The organism is Amorphoplanes digitatis, assembly GCF_014205335.1.
Taxonomy (GTDB): domain Bacteria; phylum Actinomycetota; class Actinomycetes; order Mycobacteriales; family Micromonosporaceae; genus Actinoplanes; species Actinoplanes digitatus.
The window spans coordinates 5,745,246-5,762,300 of record NZ_JACHNH010000001.1 but is presented as its reverse complement, the minus strand read 5'-3'; the positions used below and the strand labels follow the sequence as shown (position 1 = coordinate 5,762,300).

Sequence of the window (17,055 nt, the reverse complement as noted above, 5' to 3'; positions counted from 1 at the left end):
GTGACTCGATTGCTGGACCGGCTGGACAAGGTGGCCTCCCCGTACCTCTTCATCGCTCCGTTCTTCGTGATTTTCGGGATCTTCGGGCTGTTCCCGGTGGGGTACACCGCGTGGGTCTCCCTGCACGCCTGGGACATCTCCGGCGCTCAGGGATTCGTGGGTCTCGACAACTTCGTGACCCTGTTCGGTGACCCGAATTTCTGGAATGCGATCGTCAACACCCTCGGGATGCTGATTCTCAGCACCGTGCCGCAGCTGGTCATCGCCCTGATCCTCGCGAACGCGCTGAACCAGCGCATGAGGGGGCTGGTGTTCTACCGGCTTGGCGTCCTCGCGCCGATCGTCACGTCGGTGGCCGCGGTGGGCATCGTCTTCAGCCAGATCTTCGATCGCGACGCCGGCCTGGTGAACGGGATGCTGCACCTGGTCGGCGTGCCGCCGATCGACTGGCACGCGGACAAGTGGTCCTCCTGGATCGCGATCTCCACGATGGTCAGCTGGCGATGGATCGGCTACAACGCGCTGATCTATCTGGCCGCCATGCAGGCGGTGCCGCGCGATCTCTACGAGGCGGCCGAGATCGACGGTGCCACCAAGGCCCGGCAGTTCTGGGCCATCACCGTGCCGATGATCCGGCCCGCGGTGCTCTTCACGGTGATCGTTTCGACGATCGGTGGCACGCAGTTGTTCACCGAGCCGCTGATCTTCGGCCAGGGTGGTTTCGCCATCTCGGGCGGCAGTCTGCGGCAGTTCCAGACGGTCTCCATGTACATGTTCGAGAAGGCATTCCGGGACTTCGACTACGGCTACGGCTCGGCGGTCGCCTGGATGATCTTCGTGCTCATCATGCTCCTGACCTTGATCAACTTTCTACTCACTCGACATTGGGGCGGTCGTGCGTAAATCACATCCTCTGCTGCACGCCGTCCTGCTGATCGCGGTCGCCCTGTCGGCGTTCCCGCTGTACTGGCTGTTCGTGGTGGCCACCCGGACCAACGACGTGATCGGCGACTGGCCGCCGCCGTTGCTGCCGGGCGGAAATCTCACCGACAATCTCCGGCGGCTGTTCGGCGCGGAGGACGCCCATTTCATGCTCGGCATGGCCAACTCGGCGATCGCCTCGTTCGCGGTGACGGTCGCGGTGGTGTTCTTCAGCTCGATGGCCGGGTTCGCGTTCAGCAAGCTGCGGTTCCGCGGGCGCGACGGACTGCTTGTGGTACTCCTGGCGACGATGATGATTCCGGTACAGATGGGCATCATCCCGCTCTACATGATCATGGTGCGGCTGGGTTGGCAGAACAGGCTGCAGGCGGTCATCGTGCCGTTCCTGGTCTCGGCGTTCGGGGTGTTCCTCATGCGCCAGTACGCCGAGCGGGCAGTGCCCGACGAACTCATCGAGTCGGCCCGGGTCGACGGCGGCACCACCTTCCGGATCTTCTGGAGCGTCGTGTTGCCCGCGTTGCGGCCGGGCGCCGCCGTGCTCGGGCTGTTCACCTTCATGGCCACCTGGAACGAGTTCCTGTGGCCGCTGGCCGTGCTCGAGGCCGACAACCCGACCGTGCAGTTCTCCCTCAATCAGCTCTCCACCACGTATTACACCGACTACACGCTGATGTTCGCCGGGGTCCTGGTCGCCACGCTGCCGCTGCTGTTCGTCTTCATCCTGTTCGGCCGGCAGATCATCGGCGGGATCATGGACGGGGCGGTCAAGGCGTGACGGCATGACCTCGGTGGTCCGGGACATGCCGTCACGCCGCCGCGCCGGTCAGCTCACCGACGCGGAGAACGAGTTGACGGTCAGGCCGATGCCGCCGGCCCACGGTTCGAATCCCGCCTGGATACTGGTGAGGTACCAGCTGCTGGAGCCGTGTCCGCGGGCGATCGAGTCGTTCAGGAATGCCTTGACGTCGAAGCTCCAGCTCGAGATCGCCGACGTCGAGACGTACGAGATGACGTTGTTCTTGCCGTTGTTCCCGGTCCAGACCTGCCAGCTGCGACCGCCGACGGACGCCGTGCCGGTGACCGAGCCGATGGGTTGTGGGGTCGTCGACTTGTTGAACCAGATCATGATCTCCTGCTGGTTGACGCCGTTGGTCTTCGGCGTGGGATCCAGCCAGATGTCGTAGGCCGCGACGTACTTGGCGTTGGTGAACGTGTAGCTGATGCTGCTCCGGGCACTGCTGATGCCGCTGATCTGCCGCGGCGTACGCATGCCCGGGCTGCACAGCGTGTAGTGGCAGCCGAGGAAGATCGAGGGGTAGGACACCGGCCCGGACGCGTTGACGCCGTCCTGACGGGTGATCTGGAAGCCGCTGCTTGTCACGTTGATGCACTGGGTCGCGGTACTGCCCCAGACATTGTTCTGTACGTAGTAGTTGCCCTGCACGGTCGAGCCGAACCGGGCGCAGATCGGGCCGGGCGCGGCGTCGGCTGTGGTCGGAACCGCGACCGCGGTGCCGGCGGCCAGGGCCAGCGTCAGCAGCCGAATTCGTTGCCTTCTCATCGATGGGTCCTTTCCGGACGGAGGAAGGGGACATCGACATCAATGAGTAGACGTGGTTTTACGGTCCTGCTACAGACCGGTTACAATCGATCCTTTTCGATCGCGATCGACCAGGTCAGGGTTCTGAGCGGATGATCGAATCTGCTCGATTCGGATTGATCGGGAGCAATGCGTTGTGCGGTGGTGGTCGGGAGCTTTCAATACGTGCGTGCTTCGACCTCAAGACACCGCGACGCGGGAACGTAAGCTGCTCAACGGACTCTGGCGGTTCGCGCTGGATCCGGGCGGCGCCGGCCGTGCCGGCCGATGGTTCACGGCCGCATTGCCGCGGGCGCGGGAGATGGCCGTGCCGGCCAGCTACAACGACGTGGCCGCCGACGCACGCGTCCGGGACCACATCGGTGAGGTCTGGTACCAGACCGAGGTCCGGGTGCCCCGTGGCTGGGCGGGGGATCGCATCGTCCTGCACTTCGAGTCCGCGACGCACCGCGCCACGGTCTGGGTCGACGACACCGAGGTGGTGTCGCACGAGGGCGGATACACGCCGTTCGAGGCGGACGTCACGAACCTCGTCGCGGCCGGTGGGACCGCTCGGATCACGGTCGCGGTCGACAACACGCTGACCTTCGAGAGCGTGCCGCCGGGCGTCGTCGAGGACACCGCCGCCGGCCCCCGCCAGCGCTACTGGCACGACTTCTTCAACTACGCCGGCCTGCACCGCAACGTCTGGCTGTACGCCACGCCGGCCGCGCACATCACCGACATCGCCGTGGTGACCGACCTCGACGAATCCACCGGCGTGCTGCACTACGTGATCGAGGCGGCCGGGGCCGGGTCGGCCGCAGCGCAGGTCGTGCTGCGCGACGCGGACGGCACCGTGGTCGGACGGCGGCACGGGGCGCGGGGCGTCCTGACCGTCGCCGACGTGCATCCGTGGGCGCCCGGCGACGGCTACCTGTACGACCTCGAGGTCCAGCTGGTCACCGCGACCGGCGACGTCGCCGACAGCTACCACCAGAGCGTCGGTGTCCGGACCGTCTCCGTGGCGGGTAACCGGTTTCTCATCAACGGCGAGCCGTTCTACTTCACCGGGTTCGGCAAGCACGAGGATCTCGCCGTCACCGGCAAGGGTCACAACGACGCGTTCCTGGTGCACGACTTCGCGTTGCTCGAATGGATCGGCGCCAACTCATTCCGGACGTCGCACTACCCGTACTCCGAGGACGTGCTGGACTACGCGGACCGGCGCGGCATCGTCGTCATCGACGAGGTCGCCGCGGTCGGGCTCAACGTCCGGACCGGCGAGGGAGTCTTCGGCGCGGCCGACTACCCGACGTTCAGCGACGACACGATCAACGAGCGGACCCGCGAGGTTCACGCCCAGGCCATCCGCGAGCTGGTGGCGCGCGACAAGAACCATCCGAGCGTGGTCATCTGGTCGATCGCGAACGAACCCGAGTCCGGCACCGAAGCGGCCGAGGCCTATTTCCGGCCGTTGTTCGAGCTGACCCGTGAGCTCGATGCCAGCCGGCCGGTCAGCTTCGCCAACGACGCGTCGGCACCGCACGGCAGGTGCCGGGTCGCGCAGTTCGCCGACGTGCTGATGCTCAACCGCTACTACGGCTGGTACGTCCTGCCCGGTGACCTGGCCGCGGCCGAGATCGCCTGGGAGGAGGAACTCCGGGCCTGGGACGGAGAGAACAAGCCGATCCTCATCGCCGAGTACGGCGCGGACACCTATCCCGGGCTGCACTCGGTCGCGCCACAACCGTGGACCGAGGAGTACCAGGTCGCGTACCTCGACATGAATCACCGGGTATTCGACCGCATCGATGCCGTGGTCGGCGAGCACGTATGGAACTTCGCCGATTTCGCCACCATGCCCGGCATCCAGCGGGTCGGCGGAAACCGGAAGGGCGTCTTCACCCGGGACCGCCGGCCGAAGGCGGCCGCGCATGTCCTGCGGCAGCGCTGGCTCAAGGAAAGCTGAAGGGAACGCTCCCGTGCGCACGAAGAGAATCCCGGCGGTGCTGACCGGCGTCACCCTGGTCGCCGTCGCATACCCGGGTACGGCCCGGGCCGCCGACGAATTCGACCAGGTCACCAACGGCACCTTCGACACCACGGTCGCACCGTGGGTGGCGTACGGAACCGCGGGCGGGAAGCTGCGCGTGGTCGACGGGCAGGCCTGTGTCGACACCGGCACCGGGTCGGTCAACCCGTGGGACTCGATGCTGGCCCTGCCGAACCTGCAGATCCAGAACGGGGCGACCTACACCCTGACGTTCGATGCCGCCGGCACCGCCGCGGTGCCGGTGACCGTGGTGTTCCAGCAGAATTCCGGCAGCTACTCCACCGTGCTGAGCAGCGTCAAGACCATGACGCCCGGGATGACCACGTACACGGTGACCGGCACCGGCAAGGGCGACTTCGCCGACGGCCAGCTGGGATTCCAGTTCGGCGGCAAGCCCGACTTCACCTTCTGCATCGACAACGTCAGCCTCAAGGGCGGCAAGCCGGTCCTGCCGTACCAGCCGGATACCGGGCCGCGGATGCGCGTCAACCAGGTCGGCTACCTTCCGTACGGGCCGAAGGCGGCCACCCTGGTCACGACCGCGACAACGGCGGTGCCCTGGACGCTGAACGACGCCGAGGGCAAGGTCGTCCGCAGCGGCTGGACCAGAGCCCGCGGCGTCGACCCGACCTCGGGCCAGAACGTGCAGACGCTCGACTTCTCGTCGTACCGCCGCGGCGGCTCCGGGTACACCCTCACCGCGGACGGCGCGACCAGCCATCCGTTCCCGATCTCCGACGCCGCGTACCAGGCACTGCGGGTCGACAGCAAGACCTTCTTCTACACCCAGCGCAGCGGTACCCCGATCCTCGACACGATCGCGCCGGGTTACGCACGCGCCGCCGGACACGTCGGCGTCGCGCCGAACCAGGGCGACACCGCCGTGCCGTGCCTGCCGCCGGCGGTGTTCGCGGACAACTGGACCTGTCCGGCCGGCTTCACCCGCGACGTCACCGGTGGCTGGTACGACGCCGGCGACCACGGCAAGTACGTGGTCAACGGCGGGATCGCGGTCGCTCAGCTGCTGTCCGAGTACGAGCGCAACCGGACCGCCGACGACACCGACAGGCACGCGCTGCGGGACGGGACGCTACGGGTACCCGAGCGGGGCAACAACGTGCCGGACATCCTCGACGAGGCGCGCTGGGAGCTCGACTTCCTGTTGCGGATGCAGGTGCCGGACGGTCAGCCGCTGGCCGGGATGGCCTACCACAAGATCAGCGATACCACCTGGACCGGACTGCCGCTCGCGCCCGCGGCGGACGCGAAACCCCGTGCCCTGCACCGGCCGTCGACCGCCGCGACGCTCAACCTGGCCGCCGCGGCGGCACAGGGCGCCAGGCTGTTCAAGCGCTTCGACCGGGCATTCGCCCGCCGTCTGCTGACCGCGGCCCGAACCGCCTACGCCGCCGCCGAGGCAAACCCCGCGCTGTACGCCTCGAACGCCGACGGCACCGGTGGTGGCGCCTACGCCGACAGCGACGCGACCGACGAGTTCTACTGGGCCGCGGCCGAGCTGTACCTCACCACCGGCGAGCGGGCCTACCGCGCCGACGTGCTCGGCTCGCCGCTGCACACCATGAACGTCTTCGACCCGGACGGCTTCTACTGGGGCTCGACCGCGGCGCTGGGCCGGCTCGAACTCGCCACCGTCGACAACGAACTGCCCGGCCGGCGCAGCGTCCGCGCCTCGGTGGTCGCGGCCGCGGACGCCCTGGTCGCACTGCAATCCACCCAGGCGTACGGGCAGCCGTACGCGCCCTCGGACAACAGGTGGGTATGGGGCTCGAACAGCTCGATTCTCAACAACATGGTGGTGATCGGCACCGCGTACGACCTCACCGGCCGATCCAGGTACTCCGAAGCGGTGCTCACCGCCGCGGACTTCCTGTTCGGCCGCAACGCGCTGAACATCTCGTACGTCACCGGCTACGGCACGGTCTTCGCCCGGAACCAGCACTCCCGGATGTACGCGCGTCAACTCGACCCGAGGCTGCCACACCCGCCGGCCGGCACGGTCGCCGGCGGCCCGAACTCCGGCCTGCAGGATCCGCTGTCCAGGGTGAAACTCGCCGGCTGCGTCGCCCAGTTCTGCTACATGGACGACATCAACGCCTACTCCACCAACGAGATCACCATCAACTGGAACTCGAGCCTGTCCTGGGTCTCGTCATTCCTCGCCGACCAGAAGAACGGCATGAATCGGAGAAGACCGTCTCTCAGCGGCGATGCCAGCCGGACAGCTTGGCCGGATTGAGCACGACCCAGAGGACCGCCACCCGGCCGCCGGCCACCTCGACGGCGACCACCGCCACGGCGCGCCCGTCCCGGCGCAGCGCCAGCCCGGCGCGGCCGTTGACGGACTCGACGGTCAGCTCGGTGTCCGGCCGGGTGTGCAGCAGGACGGCGACCAGCCGGGCCACGTCCCCGGCGCCGCGTACGGGGTCCACGGCGGCGGGGACCACCCCGCCACCGTCGCACTCGGCGACGGCGTCGGCGGCGAGGGCGGCCCGCAGCGCGGCGACGTCGCCCCGCCGGCAGGCCTCGGCGAACCCTCGCACGACATCGTCATGCCGATTCACGGCTCCCTCCACGTGAGCGCTGATACCTAGGCTGACCGGGTAGCGCGCCGGTTTGTGACATCCGCGGGTCAGGCCAGGCCGGACACCGCCGCGATCTTCTCCGGGTTGAACATCCACAGCACCCGGTCGATGCCGTCGGCCGTGGCGCACACCGTGAGCACGGCGTGGATCGGGCGCGCGCCGCCGTCGCGCCGCAGCACCACGGCGGCCCGGCCGTTGACGCTCACCCAGCGCACGTCGAGGTCCCTCCAGAGCCAGCCCGAGACGGCGCTCATGAACCCCGCCACCCGCGGCACACCCACGATCGGCGTGCGGGACACCCGCGGCATGCCGTTGCCGTCCGACATGCTCGTCACCTCCGGCGTGAAGAGCCGCTCCAGCGCGGTCAGGTCACCCGAGCGGGCGGCCACGATGAACGCGGTAAGCAGCTCACGCTGCGCCGCCGTGCTCGCCGGCGTGCGCCGCTCGCCGCGCATGTGCTTGCGGGCCCGGCTGACCAGTTGACGCACCGCCGGCTCGGTCGACCGCAGGATGTCGGCGATCTGCGCGTACGGGTAATCGAAGGCCTCGCGCAGCACGTAGGCGGCGCGTTCGTTGGGTGTGAGCTTCTCCATCAGCAGCACGGCCGCGAATTCCAGGGCCTCACCCCGCTCGGCACCCAGGTACGGGTCGGCGCTGGTGTCGACCGGCTCGGGCAGCCACGGACCGACGTACGTCTCGCGCCGCGCCCGCGCCGACTGAAGCGCGTTGATGGCCAGCCGGGTCGTGGTGGTGGCCAGGAACGCGGCCGGATTGACCACCGTGGCGCGGTCGTACGCCTGCCACCGCAGCCAGACGTCCTGCACCAGGTCCTCGGCCTCGGCGACGCTGCCGAGCATGCGGTACGCGATCCCGAACAGGCGCGGCCGCGCGGCCGTGAAGACCGCCGCGGCCTCCTCAACACTCCCGGAACCCACCTCGGAACTCGTCACACCGGCCCCTGTCGCCCGCCGCGCCGCGATCGCCACCCTTTACCGGGTCTCGCCCGCCGGCGCGACGACCTTCCGGGCGGGCGCTCGCAGGGTAGCGCCCGCGCCGGCCACGAACTCCTCCCGTGGGTGCTGCACCGAGGTCAGCGAGACGATGTCCCGGCCGAACAGCGCGGCGGTCACCCACACCGCGAGCACCCGGAACTTGCGCTCCCAGGTCGGCACCGCCAGGACGTGGTAGCCGCGGTGCATCAGCCAGGCCGGGAGGCCCTTGACGACCAGACGGCGGAACTGGAAGAGGCCGCGCCCGAGGCCCAGCGTGGCGACGACACCGAGGCTGTGATGCACGTACGGCTTCGGCTCGCGCCCGCGCAGCGTGGCGATCAGGTTCCGGGCCAGCAGCTTGCCCTGCCGGACCGCGTGCTGGGCGTTCGGCACCGTCGTCGCGCCGTCGCGGGTAGCGGCGAGGTCGGGCACGGCCGCGTCGTCGCCGGCGCCCCACGCGTCCGGCACCGGCTCCTGCTCGGTGCCGACCCGCAGGTCGGCCCGCACCACCAGCATGCCGCGCGCGTTGACGGGCAGGTCGGTGTGGTTGTGCACCATCGGGTTCGCGGCGTTGCCGACGGTCCAGACGATCAGCTCGGACTCGAACTCCTCGCCGCTGGACAGCACCACGTGACCGTCGTTCGCGGAGAGCAGCTGGGTGTTGAGGTGCACGCGCCCGCCGCGCTTCTCCAGCGAGCGCACCACCCACTCGCCGGGCCCGTCGCCGACCTCGGGCAGGATCCGGCCGCTGGCCTCCACGAGGTGGAAGCTCAGCTCGTCCCGGCTCAGCTCGGGGTAGCGCCGGACCAGCGCCCGCGCCAGCGTCAGCAGCTCGCCGAAGCCCTCGACGCCGGAGAAGCCGCCACCGACGTACGTGACGGTGAGCAGCTTGCGGCGCTGCGGGCCGGGCGGCAGCCCGGCGGCCTGGTCGAAGGCGGTCAGCAGCCGGTCGCGGATCGCGACGGCCTCCTCGACGTGCTTCATGCCGATCGCGTGCTCGGCCACGCCGGGTACGGCAAGGGCACGGGTCACCGCGCCCGCGGTCACGACGATGATGTCGTATTCCAGCGGGTACTCCTCGCCGACGGCGGGGCGGACGCGGACCGTCCTCTTCGCATGGTCGATCCGGGTGACCCGCCCGGCGATCAGCCGGGTCCGCCTGAGGTGCCGGCGCAGCGAGACGGCGGCGTGCCGCGCCTCGACCGAGCCGGCCAGGACCTCCGGCAGGAACGGCTGATAGGTCATGTACGGCCGCGGGTCGACGACGATCACGCGCGCCTCGCCCCGGCGGAGCTTCTTCTCCAGTTTCCAGGCGGTGTAGAAGCCGGCGTACCCGCCGCCGACCACCAGAATGGTCCGCACCTTGGCTCCCTGTCTCTCGCAGTCATCAATAGAGACCGGACGGTCCCCTGTTTTGTGACATGGTGGTAGGCCTGGCTCTGGCACGCGGATGGTGACACCGTGGTGTGGAGCAGCTCTGGGAGGTCGCGATGACGACGACGGACAACGGCGACAGCGGTGCCTTCAAGCTCGAGGTGGTGACCCTCCCGGTCGCCGACCTCGACCGCGCGAAGGCGTTCTACGCCGGCCTCGGATGGCGGCTCGACGCGGACTTCGCCCTCGCCGGCGGCCGCGCGATCCAGTTCACCCCGCCGGGTTCATCCTGCTCGATCCATTTCGCTCCGGGAACCGAGGCGAGCCCGCCCGGTTCGGCGCGGAACCTGTATCTGATCGTCGCCGACATCGAGCGGGCGCGCGACGAGCTGACCAGCCACGGCGTCGAGGTCGGCGAGATATTCCACCGGACGCTGGAGGAGAGCGGCGACGGTCCGGCGCCCGGCCGGGCCACCTACGGCTCGCTCGCCGCGTTCAGCGACCCGGACGGCAACGGCTGGCTGCTCCAGGAGGTCACCACGCGGCTGCCGGGCAGGATCGACCCCGGGGTGACCACGTACACGTCGGTGACGGGCCTGGCGGACGCGATGCGCCGCGCGGCGGCCGCCCACGGCGAGCACGAGCAGCGCACCGGCGAGGCCGACGAGAACTGGCCGGACTGGTACGCGGAGTACATGGCCAGCGAGCAGGCGGGCACCGAACCGCCGAAGTGACTCAGGCCGGCGGTGGCCCGCCGTCCTGCCCGGCCCGCTCGATACTGGGCCGCGCGGCCGGGCGCGCGATCGCCGGGGCGTCGATGGCCAGCTCCTGATAGCGCGACTTGACGCTGACCAGCCGCTCCCGGACGCTGCGCAGCAGCGCCGCCAGCTCGTTGCACTCCGCGTTCGATCCCATGGTCCAGCGTCCGGCGAAGTGGGTTCCGCCGAGCGAGAGCCACAGCTCCGTGCCGTGGCTGACGACCCGGTCCGCCTGCACCAGCTCGCTGTACATCAGCATCGTGCCCGACCAGTGCCGGGCGTAGGTCCCGGTGAACACGATGCGGCGCAGCCGCAGGAGGAACTGGTATTGCAGGATCAGCAGGCAGTGGTCGTCGTCCTCGACCAGGCCCTGATGCCGCAGGACCGCGATCAGGTCCGGCTCCGCGGGATAGCGGATGACCCGCGCGAACGGGCTCTTCGTCCGGTAGAGAATCTCGGAGACCGCGGTGGCGAAGGGATCGACGGTGGCCTTGAAGGGCAGCTGGGCCCGCCCGCGGAGCAGTTCGATGCTGAGCGTGCTCGCCCTGGTCCGGTGCAGCGCGCTGGCCAGGATGAAGATGTCCACCCCCGCGGTGTGGTACCGCCGCAGGCTCACCACGAACCTCTTCATGATCGTTCCAAGGTTGCGCCGCAGCAGCGCGTCGAACAGCGCGATCGCATAGCGGGGCCCGCCCCGGACGGCCATTTCGATCATGAGTTCCAGGGTGGCGGCGCCGGCGTCCGCCATCGCCTCGGCCGACTGGCGCGAGCGTGCGCCCCAGGCGAGCACGTGCAGCAGGAACGCGACGTCATCGGCGACGCGGCGGACCAGCCACGTCACCGTCGACATGCGGTACCTGTTGCCCTCGACCGTGCAGTACGCCGTGATCACGGTGAAGATCGCGGCGGGCGGATGCCGGGTCAGCGAGTCGTCGAAGCCCACCGCGCCGTGGTGCAGCTGCAGGCGTTTACGGACCAGCCGGGGCACGGCGGAGCCGAGGCTCGGCGCGCCGGCCGTCGCCAGGATGAGCGGGTCGATGGTCTCCTCGTCGCCCCACAGCTCCAGCCCGTCCGGCAGCAGAGCCGGTTGTCTCCGGACGGCCTCCACCAGCAGGTCCGTGCCGAGCTCCGGCCGCTTCGTCCGGGTCAGGGCGACGACGACCCGCAACACCTCGGCCGTCGGGCGACTCAGCAGCGCCTCCCGCAGCAGACCGGCGCGGCCGTCGTCCGCCCGGTGGAGGATCTCGTACAGGTCGCACAGGCCGGGTGACGATTTCGCGGCCACCGCGGCGAAGACGCGCCGGCTGCGACGGTGCCCGGGGGTGTCGATGATGCCCCGGGTCAGTTGGTCGAGTTCGTCGGCGTCGCGATCGGCACCGGCCTGTTCGAGGATCGCGAAGGCGTCCACCGGCCGGCCGGTCTCGACCAGTTCGTTCACGTACTGGATGGTGACCTCGATGGGGCGGTGCGCCGCCTTCGCGATGTAGAGCCCGACGGCGTTTCCCCCGCGCTGCCGCAGGATGTCCGCGAGCGTGCCCAGCTCGTCGTCGCCGAGCTCCTCGGCGAAGACCCCCACGATGCCGTCGACCAGGTCGTCCAGGTCGCCCGCACCGGTCATTGACATGATCAGATCTGCGCGGTCGTCCGCGGTGGGCTGCCGTGCCGCGGCCTCGATGGCCAGCCGGCCGGCCGCGAAGGACATCCCGTGCGCACGCAGCCCGCCGACCAGGGCGGCGATGTGCACGGGCGCCCGATCGGCGAGCGTGTCGATCGACAGCGGGTAGAGCCGGTACGCGGCCTCGTCACGGCCGGTCTCGCGCAGGGCGTCCGCGACCACGGCGGCGCCGGGACCGTCCATCGTGCGGCCGTACCGGTCGAGCAGGTACTCCATCGCCTCGGTGAGCTTGCGGACCAGCAGGCTGCTGATGATGTCGATGAGCCGGTCCGGCAGTTGCGCCGCGGACACGACCGCGGCGTCGAGCAGCGTACGGATCCGCCCCTCCGGCTCCGCGGTCTGGAGGAGCATGGTGATCCACTGTGCGATTCGTTCCGGCGGGCCGCCCGCCTCGCCGACCAGCAGGGCCTCGGCGGCGCCGGGCGCGTCGATCTGGGTCAGCACCCCGAAGACCCGGTGCGAGTCGCGAACGTCGCGGTAGCTGAGCCCGAGCAGCACCGCGGACAGGTTGTCGCGGCGCTCCTGGTGCTCGAACCAGCCGAGGGTCGCGGCGACCTCCTGTGCCGAGCGGTGCTGGCCGATGGCGCGCAGCACCCGTTCGGCATCGTCGTCGCGGCCGGCGATGCGCCGCTCGTCGACCTCCACGGACAGCGACGGAAGCGAGCGGGGTATGTCGCGGAGCAGCTCCGGTGGCAGGTACGACGTGCCGGAGGCCTCGGGCTCGCCCTGCTGTGCCGTCCAGCGGTTGCGGGCGATGACGATCTGGGCGCCCTTGTTGCCGATGCGCTGCTGCGGCTCCGGCCGGTCCCGCGCCTTCAACTCCTGATAGATGCGCAGGTACAGGGTGTCGACGTCGAGGAACTCCGGGCCGTCCTTCACGCCGCGATCAAGCAGCTTGATCAGTTCGCCGGTGAACGCCGTGTACGGCTCGCCCGGGGGTGACAGGGCGGGTGCGTGCTCCGCGGAGGCCGTGACCAGCCAGCTGCCCTCGACGGCGGCCTGGTCGGCGATCTCCGCCATCCGGCCCATTCCGTCGCGCATCGCGCTGCCACTGAAACAGCAGTCGAGAATGACTACCTTGGACGAGCATTGCACCGCCCGGCGAAGCTCCCGGCGGATGTCCGTGTACCGGATCGACATGTACATCCGGCGGGCGTCCGAGTCGGGCAGCGCGAGCAGCAGATCCATCGACTGGTCGAGCAGCCCGTGCCCGGCGTAGTACACGAGCAGCGTGTCGGTCGCCGCCTCGGCGGCCGCCTGTACGGCGTCCAGCACCTTGAGGGGCGAGTCCTCGTCGGCCACTATCACGCAGTGTTCCTCGGGCAGGCCCCAGACCGACGGGTCCGTCAGCAGCTCCCGCAGCCGGCTGAGGTTCTGCCGGACCGCCGGCAGGTCCGTGAGCTCCTTGTATGCCGACGCTCCGATCAGGACGGCCCGGGATCGCTCGACATCGGGAAGCATCACGGCGTCACACCTGGTCCGGGTGCCGAGGGGCGTCGGGCTCCTCCTCGCCGGGAGGAATCGCCTCGACGATCTGCTTGGCGGGGTCGGCCTCGTCGCCGTTCACCGAAACCTCGTGCGGCCCCGACCGGAACGTCGTGCGGGACTCAGCCCGGCGCGCCTGCCGCCAGGTGGCGTACGAGACGGCGAGGGCCGCGAGCGCCGTCGCGTTGCTGAGCACCACGTCGATGACGTCGAGGGTGCCCTGCTGGTCCGGCGCACGGCCGGACGAGCCGAGAACGATCTCCGACTGCCGGGCTATCGCGGGGTCATGCCGGATCCAGTCGTGCAGGGACAGCAGATCCGGATAGTCGGACGACGTTATCTCGACCCGCATGACAGCTCCCGAAGATCAGGCTACCGAGGTGCAAAAATACCTCTCCCGAGTCATTGACGACCAACACTTTCGAGTGAATCGCGGCGAAGGCCCTTGGCGAGCAGCCACACCGCGAAGGCCATCTCCTCGACCCCGATCGGGGCGGCGAGGGCGGCCTGCGCCGGGCCGGACAGCTCGACGCCGTACGTCTCGATGACGCCCCGTATCAGCAGCAGGCCGCCGCCGGTCAGCCCCCACCAGGCCAGCCACGGCGGCACCTGCCGGCCGCGCAGCAGCAGGGCGTTCAGCGTCACGGCGCTCGCGCCGAACACCACCAGGGTGCCGAGGCGGTAGGCCAGCTCGCGGCCGCCGAGCACGAGGTCGCCCGTCGCGGCCGTCGCGCCGGTGCCGGCCAGGGACGTCATCACCAGGGCGCCGAGCGCGGCGGCGACGATCAGGGTCGCCTCCAGGGACCGGGTCGCCAGGTACAGCGCCGCCATGGCCTCGTCGGTGCGGCGCAGCACGGGCAGCAGCAGGGCGGCGATGGCGATGACGGCGAGGGCGAGGGACAGCTCGAGCAGGGCGCCGGTGACGAGGGGAGCCCGCCCGCCGCCCTCGCTCAGGAAGTCCGGTTCCTGAATGGGCAGCAGCAGCGAGCCGCCGGCGATTGCGGTGGCCGAGGCCGCTATGAACAGCACACCCACAGGACGTGACGTTCGGTTCGACGTATGCATCGTGAGTCCTCCTGAGTGTCCTCGGCCGCCTGCCCGGCGACCGTCGACGACGAGCCTCGTTGCCCGGGCGCGGCCCGGCATCGGCCGCTGAGCAGCGCCTTTCCGGGGCCGGCGGTACGGGAGGCGGCTCGTTCTTTCGGCCGATGTGCCGGGCCGGGCGCTGCCTGAGGCTGGAGCCGTGTTCCGAGACGAGCTGCGTACTCTGTGGACCGCGCCGCGGGTGCCGGACCCGCCCGCGCGGGTCCGCCGGGACTGGGTGCTGCTCGCCGCCGGCCTGGCCTGCGCGGGGCTGGAGGCGGCCTGGCGGGCGGACGTGGTCTGGTGGCCGGTGTCCGTGCTCGTCACCGCCGGGCTGTGCCTCGCGACGTTGTGGCGCCGTACGCACCCGCTGGCGATGGTCGTGCTCGCCTTCGGCGCGGGGATCGTGCTCACGCTCGTCGACCTGGTGGCCGGGCATCCGAGGCCGGTCGGGCTCTACACGGGCGCGATCCTGCTCGTCCTGGTCTATGCGCTGCCACGGTGGGGTTCCGGCCGGGACATCGTGCTCGGGTCGGCGGTGCTGCTCGCCGAGTTCGTGACGTCGGTGATCGCCGGCCCGGCCGAGGTCGGCGAGCACCTCGGCAGCCTCGTGGTCCTGGCGTTTCCCGGCGTCGTCGGCGCGACGGTGCGCCTCTGGTCCACGTCGCGCCGGCGCGAGCTGGAGCAGCTGCGGTCCCGGGAGCGGGTGGAGCTCGCCAGAGAGCTGCACGACACCGTGGCGCACCACGTCTCCGCCATCGTCATCCGGGCGCAGGCCGGCCGGGTTCTCGCCGGCGCGGACCCGGCGAGCGCCGTCGAGACCCTGGCGGGGGTCGAGGAGGAGGGCGCGCGGACCCTGGAGGCGATGCGCGCCATGGTCGGCGCCCTGCGCGCCGGTGACGCCCGCGCGGAGCTCGCGCCGCCCGCCGGCGTCGCCGATCTCGAGCGGCTGGCCCGCACGGCCGACGGCGCTCTGCCGGTCGACCTGCGGTTGCAAGGTCCGCTGGACCGCCTTCCGCCGGCGGTGGACGCCGCCGTGTACCGCATCGTCCAGGAGTCGGTGACCAACGCGACCCGGCACGCGGCGCAGGCGACCACGGTGGTCGTCCGGGTCGCCGGTGACCCGGACCGGGTCCGGGTCTCGGTGCGCGACGACGGCGTCGCGGCCGGGCGTGGCCGCGGCCCGGGCGGCTACGGCCTCACCGGGCTGCGCGAGCGGGCGAGCCTGCTCGGCGGGACCCTGCGGGCCGGACCCTGCGCCGACGGGGGCTGGCTGGTCGAGGCCGAGCTGCCGCGTGGGGGAGTGGTGAGCCGTGTCGATCCGGGTTCTCATCGCTGACGATCAGGCGATCATCCGGACCGGGCTGCGGATCATGCTCGGCGCGCAGCCCGACATCGAGATCGTCGGCGAGGCGGTCGACGGCAGGGCGGCGGTGCGGCTCGCGCGCGAGCTGCGTCCGGACGTCTGCCTGTTCGACATCCGGATGCCCGAGCTGGACGGCCTTGAGGCGACCCGGCAGCTCGCCGGGCCCGGCACGGTCGACCCGATGGTGGTCGTCGTGATCACGACGTTCGACCTCGACGAATACGTGTACGGGGCACTGCGCGCCGGAGCGCGCGGGTTCCTGCTCAAGGACGCCGGGCCCGAGCTGCTGGTGCAGGCTGTGCGTGCCGCAAGGGACGGCGAGGCGCTCATCGCGCCCAGCGTCACCGTGCGGCTGCTGCGGGCGTTCGCGGACGTGCCGACCGGGCGGCCCGCGGCCCAGCCGATCGACCCGCTCACCGCGCGCGAGGAGGACGTGCTGCTCGCCGTCGCCCGTGGACTCGCCAACGCCGAGATCGCCGACACGCTGTACATCAGCCTGAGCACGGTCAAGACGCACCTGGCGAGCCTGATGGGGAAGCTCGGCGCCCGTAACCGCGTCGAACTGGCCATGTGGGCCTACGAGACCCGCAGAATCGTCCCGGGAGAGCACTGCTCTTGACTGAGAGCGCCTGAATGCGATTCACTGATCTCAAGCGAGAGCACTGCTCTCATGATTCAGGAGGCGACATGCGGTATCTGGCACCCAAGCGCGGCGCCAACCTCTTCAACGGCGCGGCCAAGTGGCTCACCGCCCGCGGGATCAGCCTGCTGGGCAGCCGCGTCCTCGCGGTCCGCGGCCGCAAGAGCGGCGAGGTCCGCACCACGGTGGTCAATCTGCTCACCCACGAGGGCGAGCGCTATCTGGTCGCTCCCCGCGGCCATACCCAATGGGTACGCAACCTGCGCGCCGCCGGCGAGGGCGAGCTCCGCCTCGGCCGCCGCGCCGAGCGGTTCACCCCGGTGGAGATCGCCGACGCGGACAAGGCGCCGCTGATCCGCCTCTACCTGCGCAAGTGGGCGTGGGAGACGGGCGCGTTCTTCGACGGGCTGAAGGCGGACTCTCCCGAGGCGGACATCGCCGCGGCGGGGCCGGGCTTCCCGGTCTTCCGCGTCGTCGCGGACTGAGGCCGTACGATCGGCCG

Annotated in this window: 14 protein-coding genes and 1 pseudogene; 8 read left to right on the top strand and 7 right to left on the bottom strand. The window is 70.4% G+C overall.

Annotation, left to right across the window (positions count from 1 at the left end):
• Together BJ971_RS25380 and BJ971_RS25375 are read left to right on the top strand one after the other, a co-directional pair.
• Positions 1–903, top strand: coding sequence for a carbohydrate ABC transporter permease (locus tag BJ971_RS25380; protein WP_239087174.1), 903 nt, complete (start codon positions 1–3; stop codon positions 901–903).
• Positions 896–1,717, top strand: coding sequence for a carbohydrate ABC transporter permease (locus BJ971_RS25375; protein ID WP_239087175.1), 822 nt, complete (start codon positions 896–898; stop codon positions 1,715–1,717). Before BJ971_RS25380 ends, BJ971_RS25375 begins: the two co-directional genes overlap by 8 nt.
• 51 nt (positions 1,718–1,768) lie before the next feature.
• Here the strand turns inward: BJ971_RS25375 and BJ971_RS25370 are convergent.
• Positions 1,769–2,503, bottom strand: a pseudogene (locus tag BJ971_RS25370) (GH12 family glycosyl hydrolase domain-containing protein); the annotation flags it as partial.
• Between the two features lie 208 nt (positions 2,504–2,711).
• Between BJ971_RS25370 and uidA the strand changes: the two are divergent.
• The gene (gene uidA, locus BJ971_RS25365; protein WP_184995713.1) at positions 2,712–4,493 is read left to right on the top strand and encodes a beta-glucuronidase; all 1,782 of its coding nucleotides are present in this window, start codon (positions 2,712–2,714) and stop codon (positions 4,491–4,493) included.
• A gap of 13 nt (positions 4,494–4,506) precedes the next feature.
• Positions 4,507–6,834 (top strand): glycoside hydrolase family 9 protein, encoded by a 2,328-nt coding sequence (locus BJ971_RS25360; protein ID WP_239087176.1) that lies wholly within the window; start codon positions 4,507–4,509, stop codon positions 6,832–6,834.
• On the opposite strand, the gene BJ971_RS25355 is transcribed toward BJ971_RS25360, so the two are convergent.
• The 3 genes from BJ971_RS25355 to BJ971_RS25345 all read right to left on the bottom strand — a co-directional run bounded on the left by BJ971_RS25355 (position 6,797) and on the right by BJ971_RS25345 (position 9,534).
• Entirely contained in the window at positions 6,797–7,159 is a 363-nt protein-coding gene (locus BJ971_RS25355; RefSeq protein ID WP_184995711.1) for a sigma-70 family RNA polymerase sigma factor family protein, read from the bottom strand. The genes BJ971_RS25360 and BJ971_RS25355 overlap by 38 nt on opposite strands.
• 68 nt (positions 7,160–7,227) lie before the next feature.
• The gene (locus BJ971_RS25350; RefSeq protein WP_184995710.1) at positions 7,228–8,130 is read right to left on the bottom strand and encodes a sigma-70 family RNA polymerase sigma factor; all 903 of its coding nucleotides are present in this window, start codon (positions 8,128–8,130) and stop codon (positions 7,228–7,230) included.
• Between the two features lie 39 nt (positions 8,131–8,169).
• Positions 8,170–9,534: an NAD(P)/FAD-dependent oxidoreductase gene (locus BJ971_RS25345; protein ID WP_184995709.1), complete on the bottom strand. Its 1,365-nt coding sequence runs from the start codon at positions 9,532–9,534 to the stop codon at positions 8,170–8,172.
• Positions 9,535–9,662: 128 nt separating this feature from the next.
• On the opposite strand from BJ971_RS25345, the gene BJ971_RS25340 reads away from it, so the two are divergent.
• On the top strand, positions 9,663–10,280 hold the full coding sequence (locus BJ971_RS25340) for a VOC family protein (protein WP_184995708.1): 618 nt from the start codon (positions 9,663–9,665) through the stop codon (positions 10,278–10,280).
• Position 10,281: 1 nt separating this feature from the next.
• Here BJ971_RS25340 and BJ971_RS25335 read toward each other — a convergent pair whose 3' ends face one another.
• Genes BJ971_RS25335 through BJ971_RS25325 form a run of 3 tightly spaced genes read right to left on the bottom strand, consistent with a single transcriptional unit; the run spans position 10,282 to position 14,499 of the window.
• Positions 10,282–13,440: a caspase family protein gene (locus BJ971_RS25335; protein WP_239087181.1), complete on the bottom strand. Its 3,159-nt coding sequence runs from the start codon at positions 13,438–13,440 to the stop codon at positions 10,282–10,284.
• A 7-nt stretch (positions 13,441–13,447) separates the two neighbouring features.
• The gene (locus tag BJ971_RS25330) at positions 13,448–13,816 is read right to left on the bottom strand and encodes an effector-associated constant component EACC1 (RefSeq protein ID WP_184995706.1); all 369 of its coding nucleotides are present in this window, start codon (positions 13,814–13,816) and stop codon (positions 13,448–13,450) included.
• A gap of 50 nt (positions 13,817–13,866) precedes the next feature.
• Complete coding sequence (locus BJ971_RS25325; RefSeq protein ID WP_184995705.1) at positions 13,867–14,499, bottom strand: DUF4386 family protein; 633 nt, start codon at positions 14,497–14,499, stop codon at positions 13,867–13,869.
• Positions 14,500–14,707: 208 nt separating this feature from the next.
• Between BJ971_RS25325 and BJ971_RS25320 the strand changes: the two genes are divergently transcribed.
• From BJ971_RS25320 to BJ971_RS25310, 3 genes are all read left to right on the top strand, one after another.
• Positions 14,708–15,886: a sensor histidine kinase gene (locus BJ971_RS25320; RefSeq protein ID WP_184995704.1), complete on the top strand. Its 1,179-nt coding sequence runs from the start codon at positions 14,708–14,710 to the stop codon at positions 15,884–15,886.
• Entirely contained in the window at positions 15,861–16,532 is a 672-nt protein-coding gene (locus BJ971_RS25315; protein ID WP_184995703.1) for a response regulator, read from the top strand. Before BJ971_RS25320 ends, BJ971_RS25315 begins: the two co-directional genes overlap by 26 nt.
• A 68-nt stretch (positions 16,533–16,600) precedes the next feature.
• Entirely contained in the window at positions 16,601–17,038 is a 438-nt protein-coding gene (locus BJ971_RS25310) for a nitroreductase family deazaflavin-dependent oxidoreductase (protein ID WP_184995702.1), read from the top strand.
• Positions 17,039–17,055: the final 17 nt, after the last annotated feature.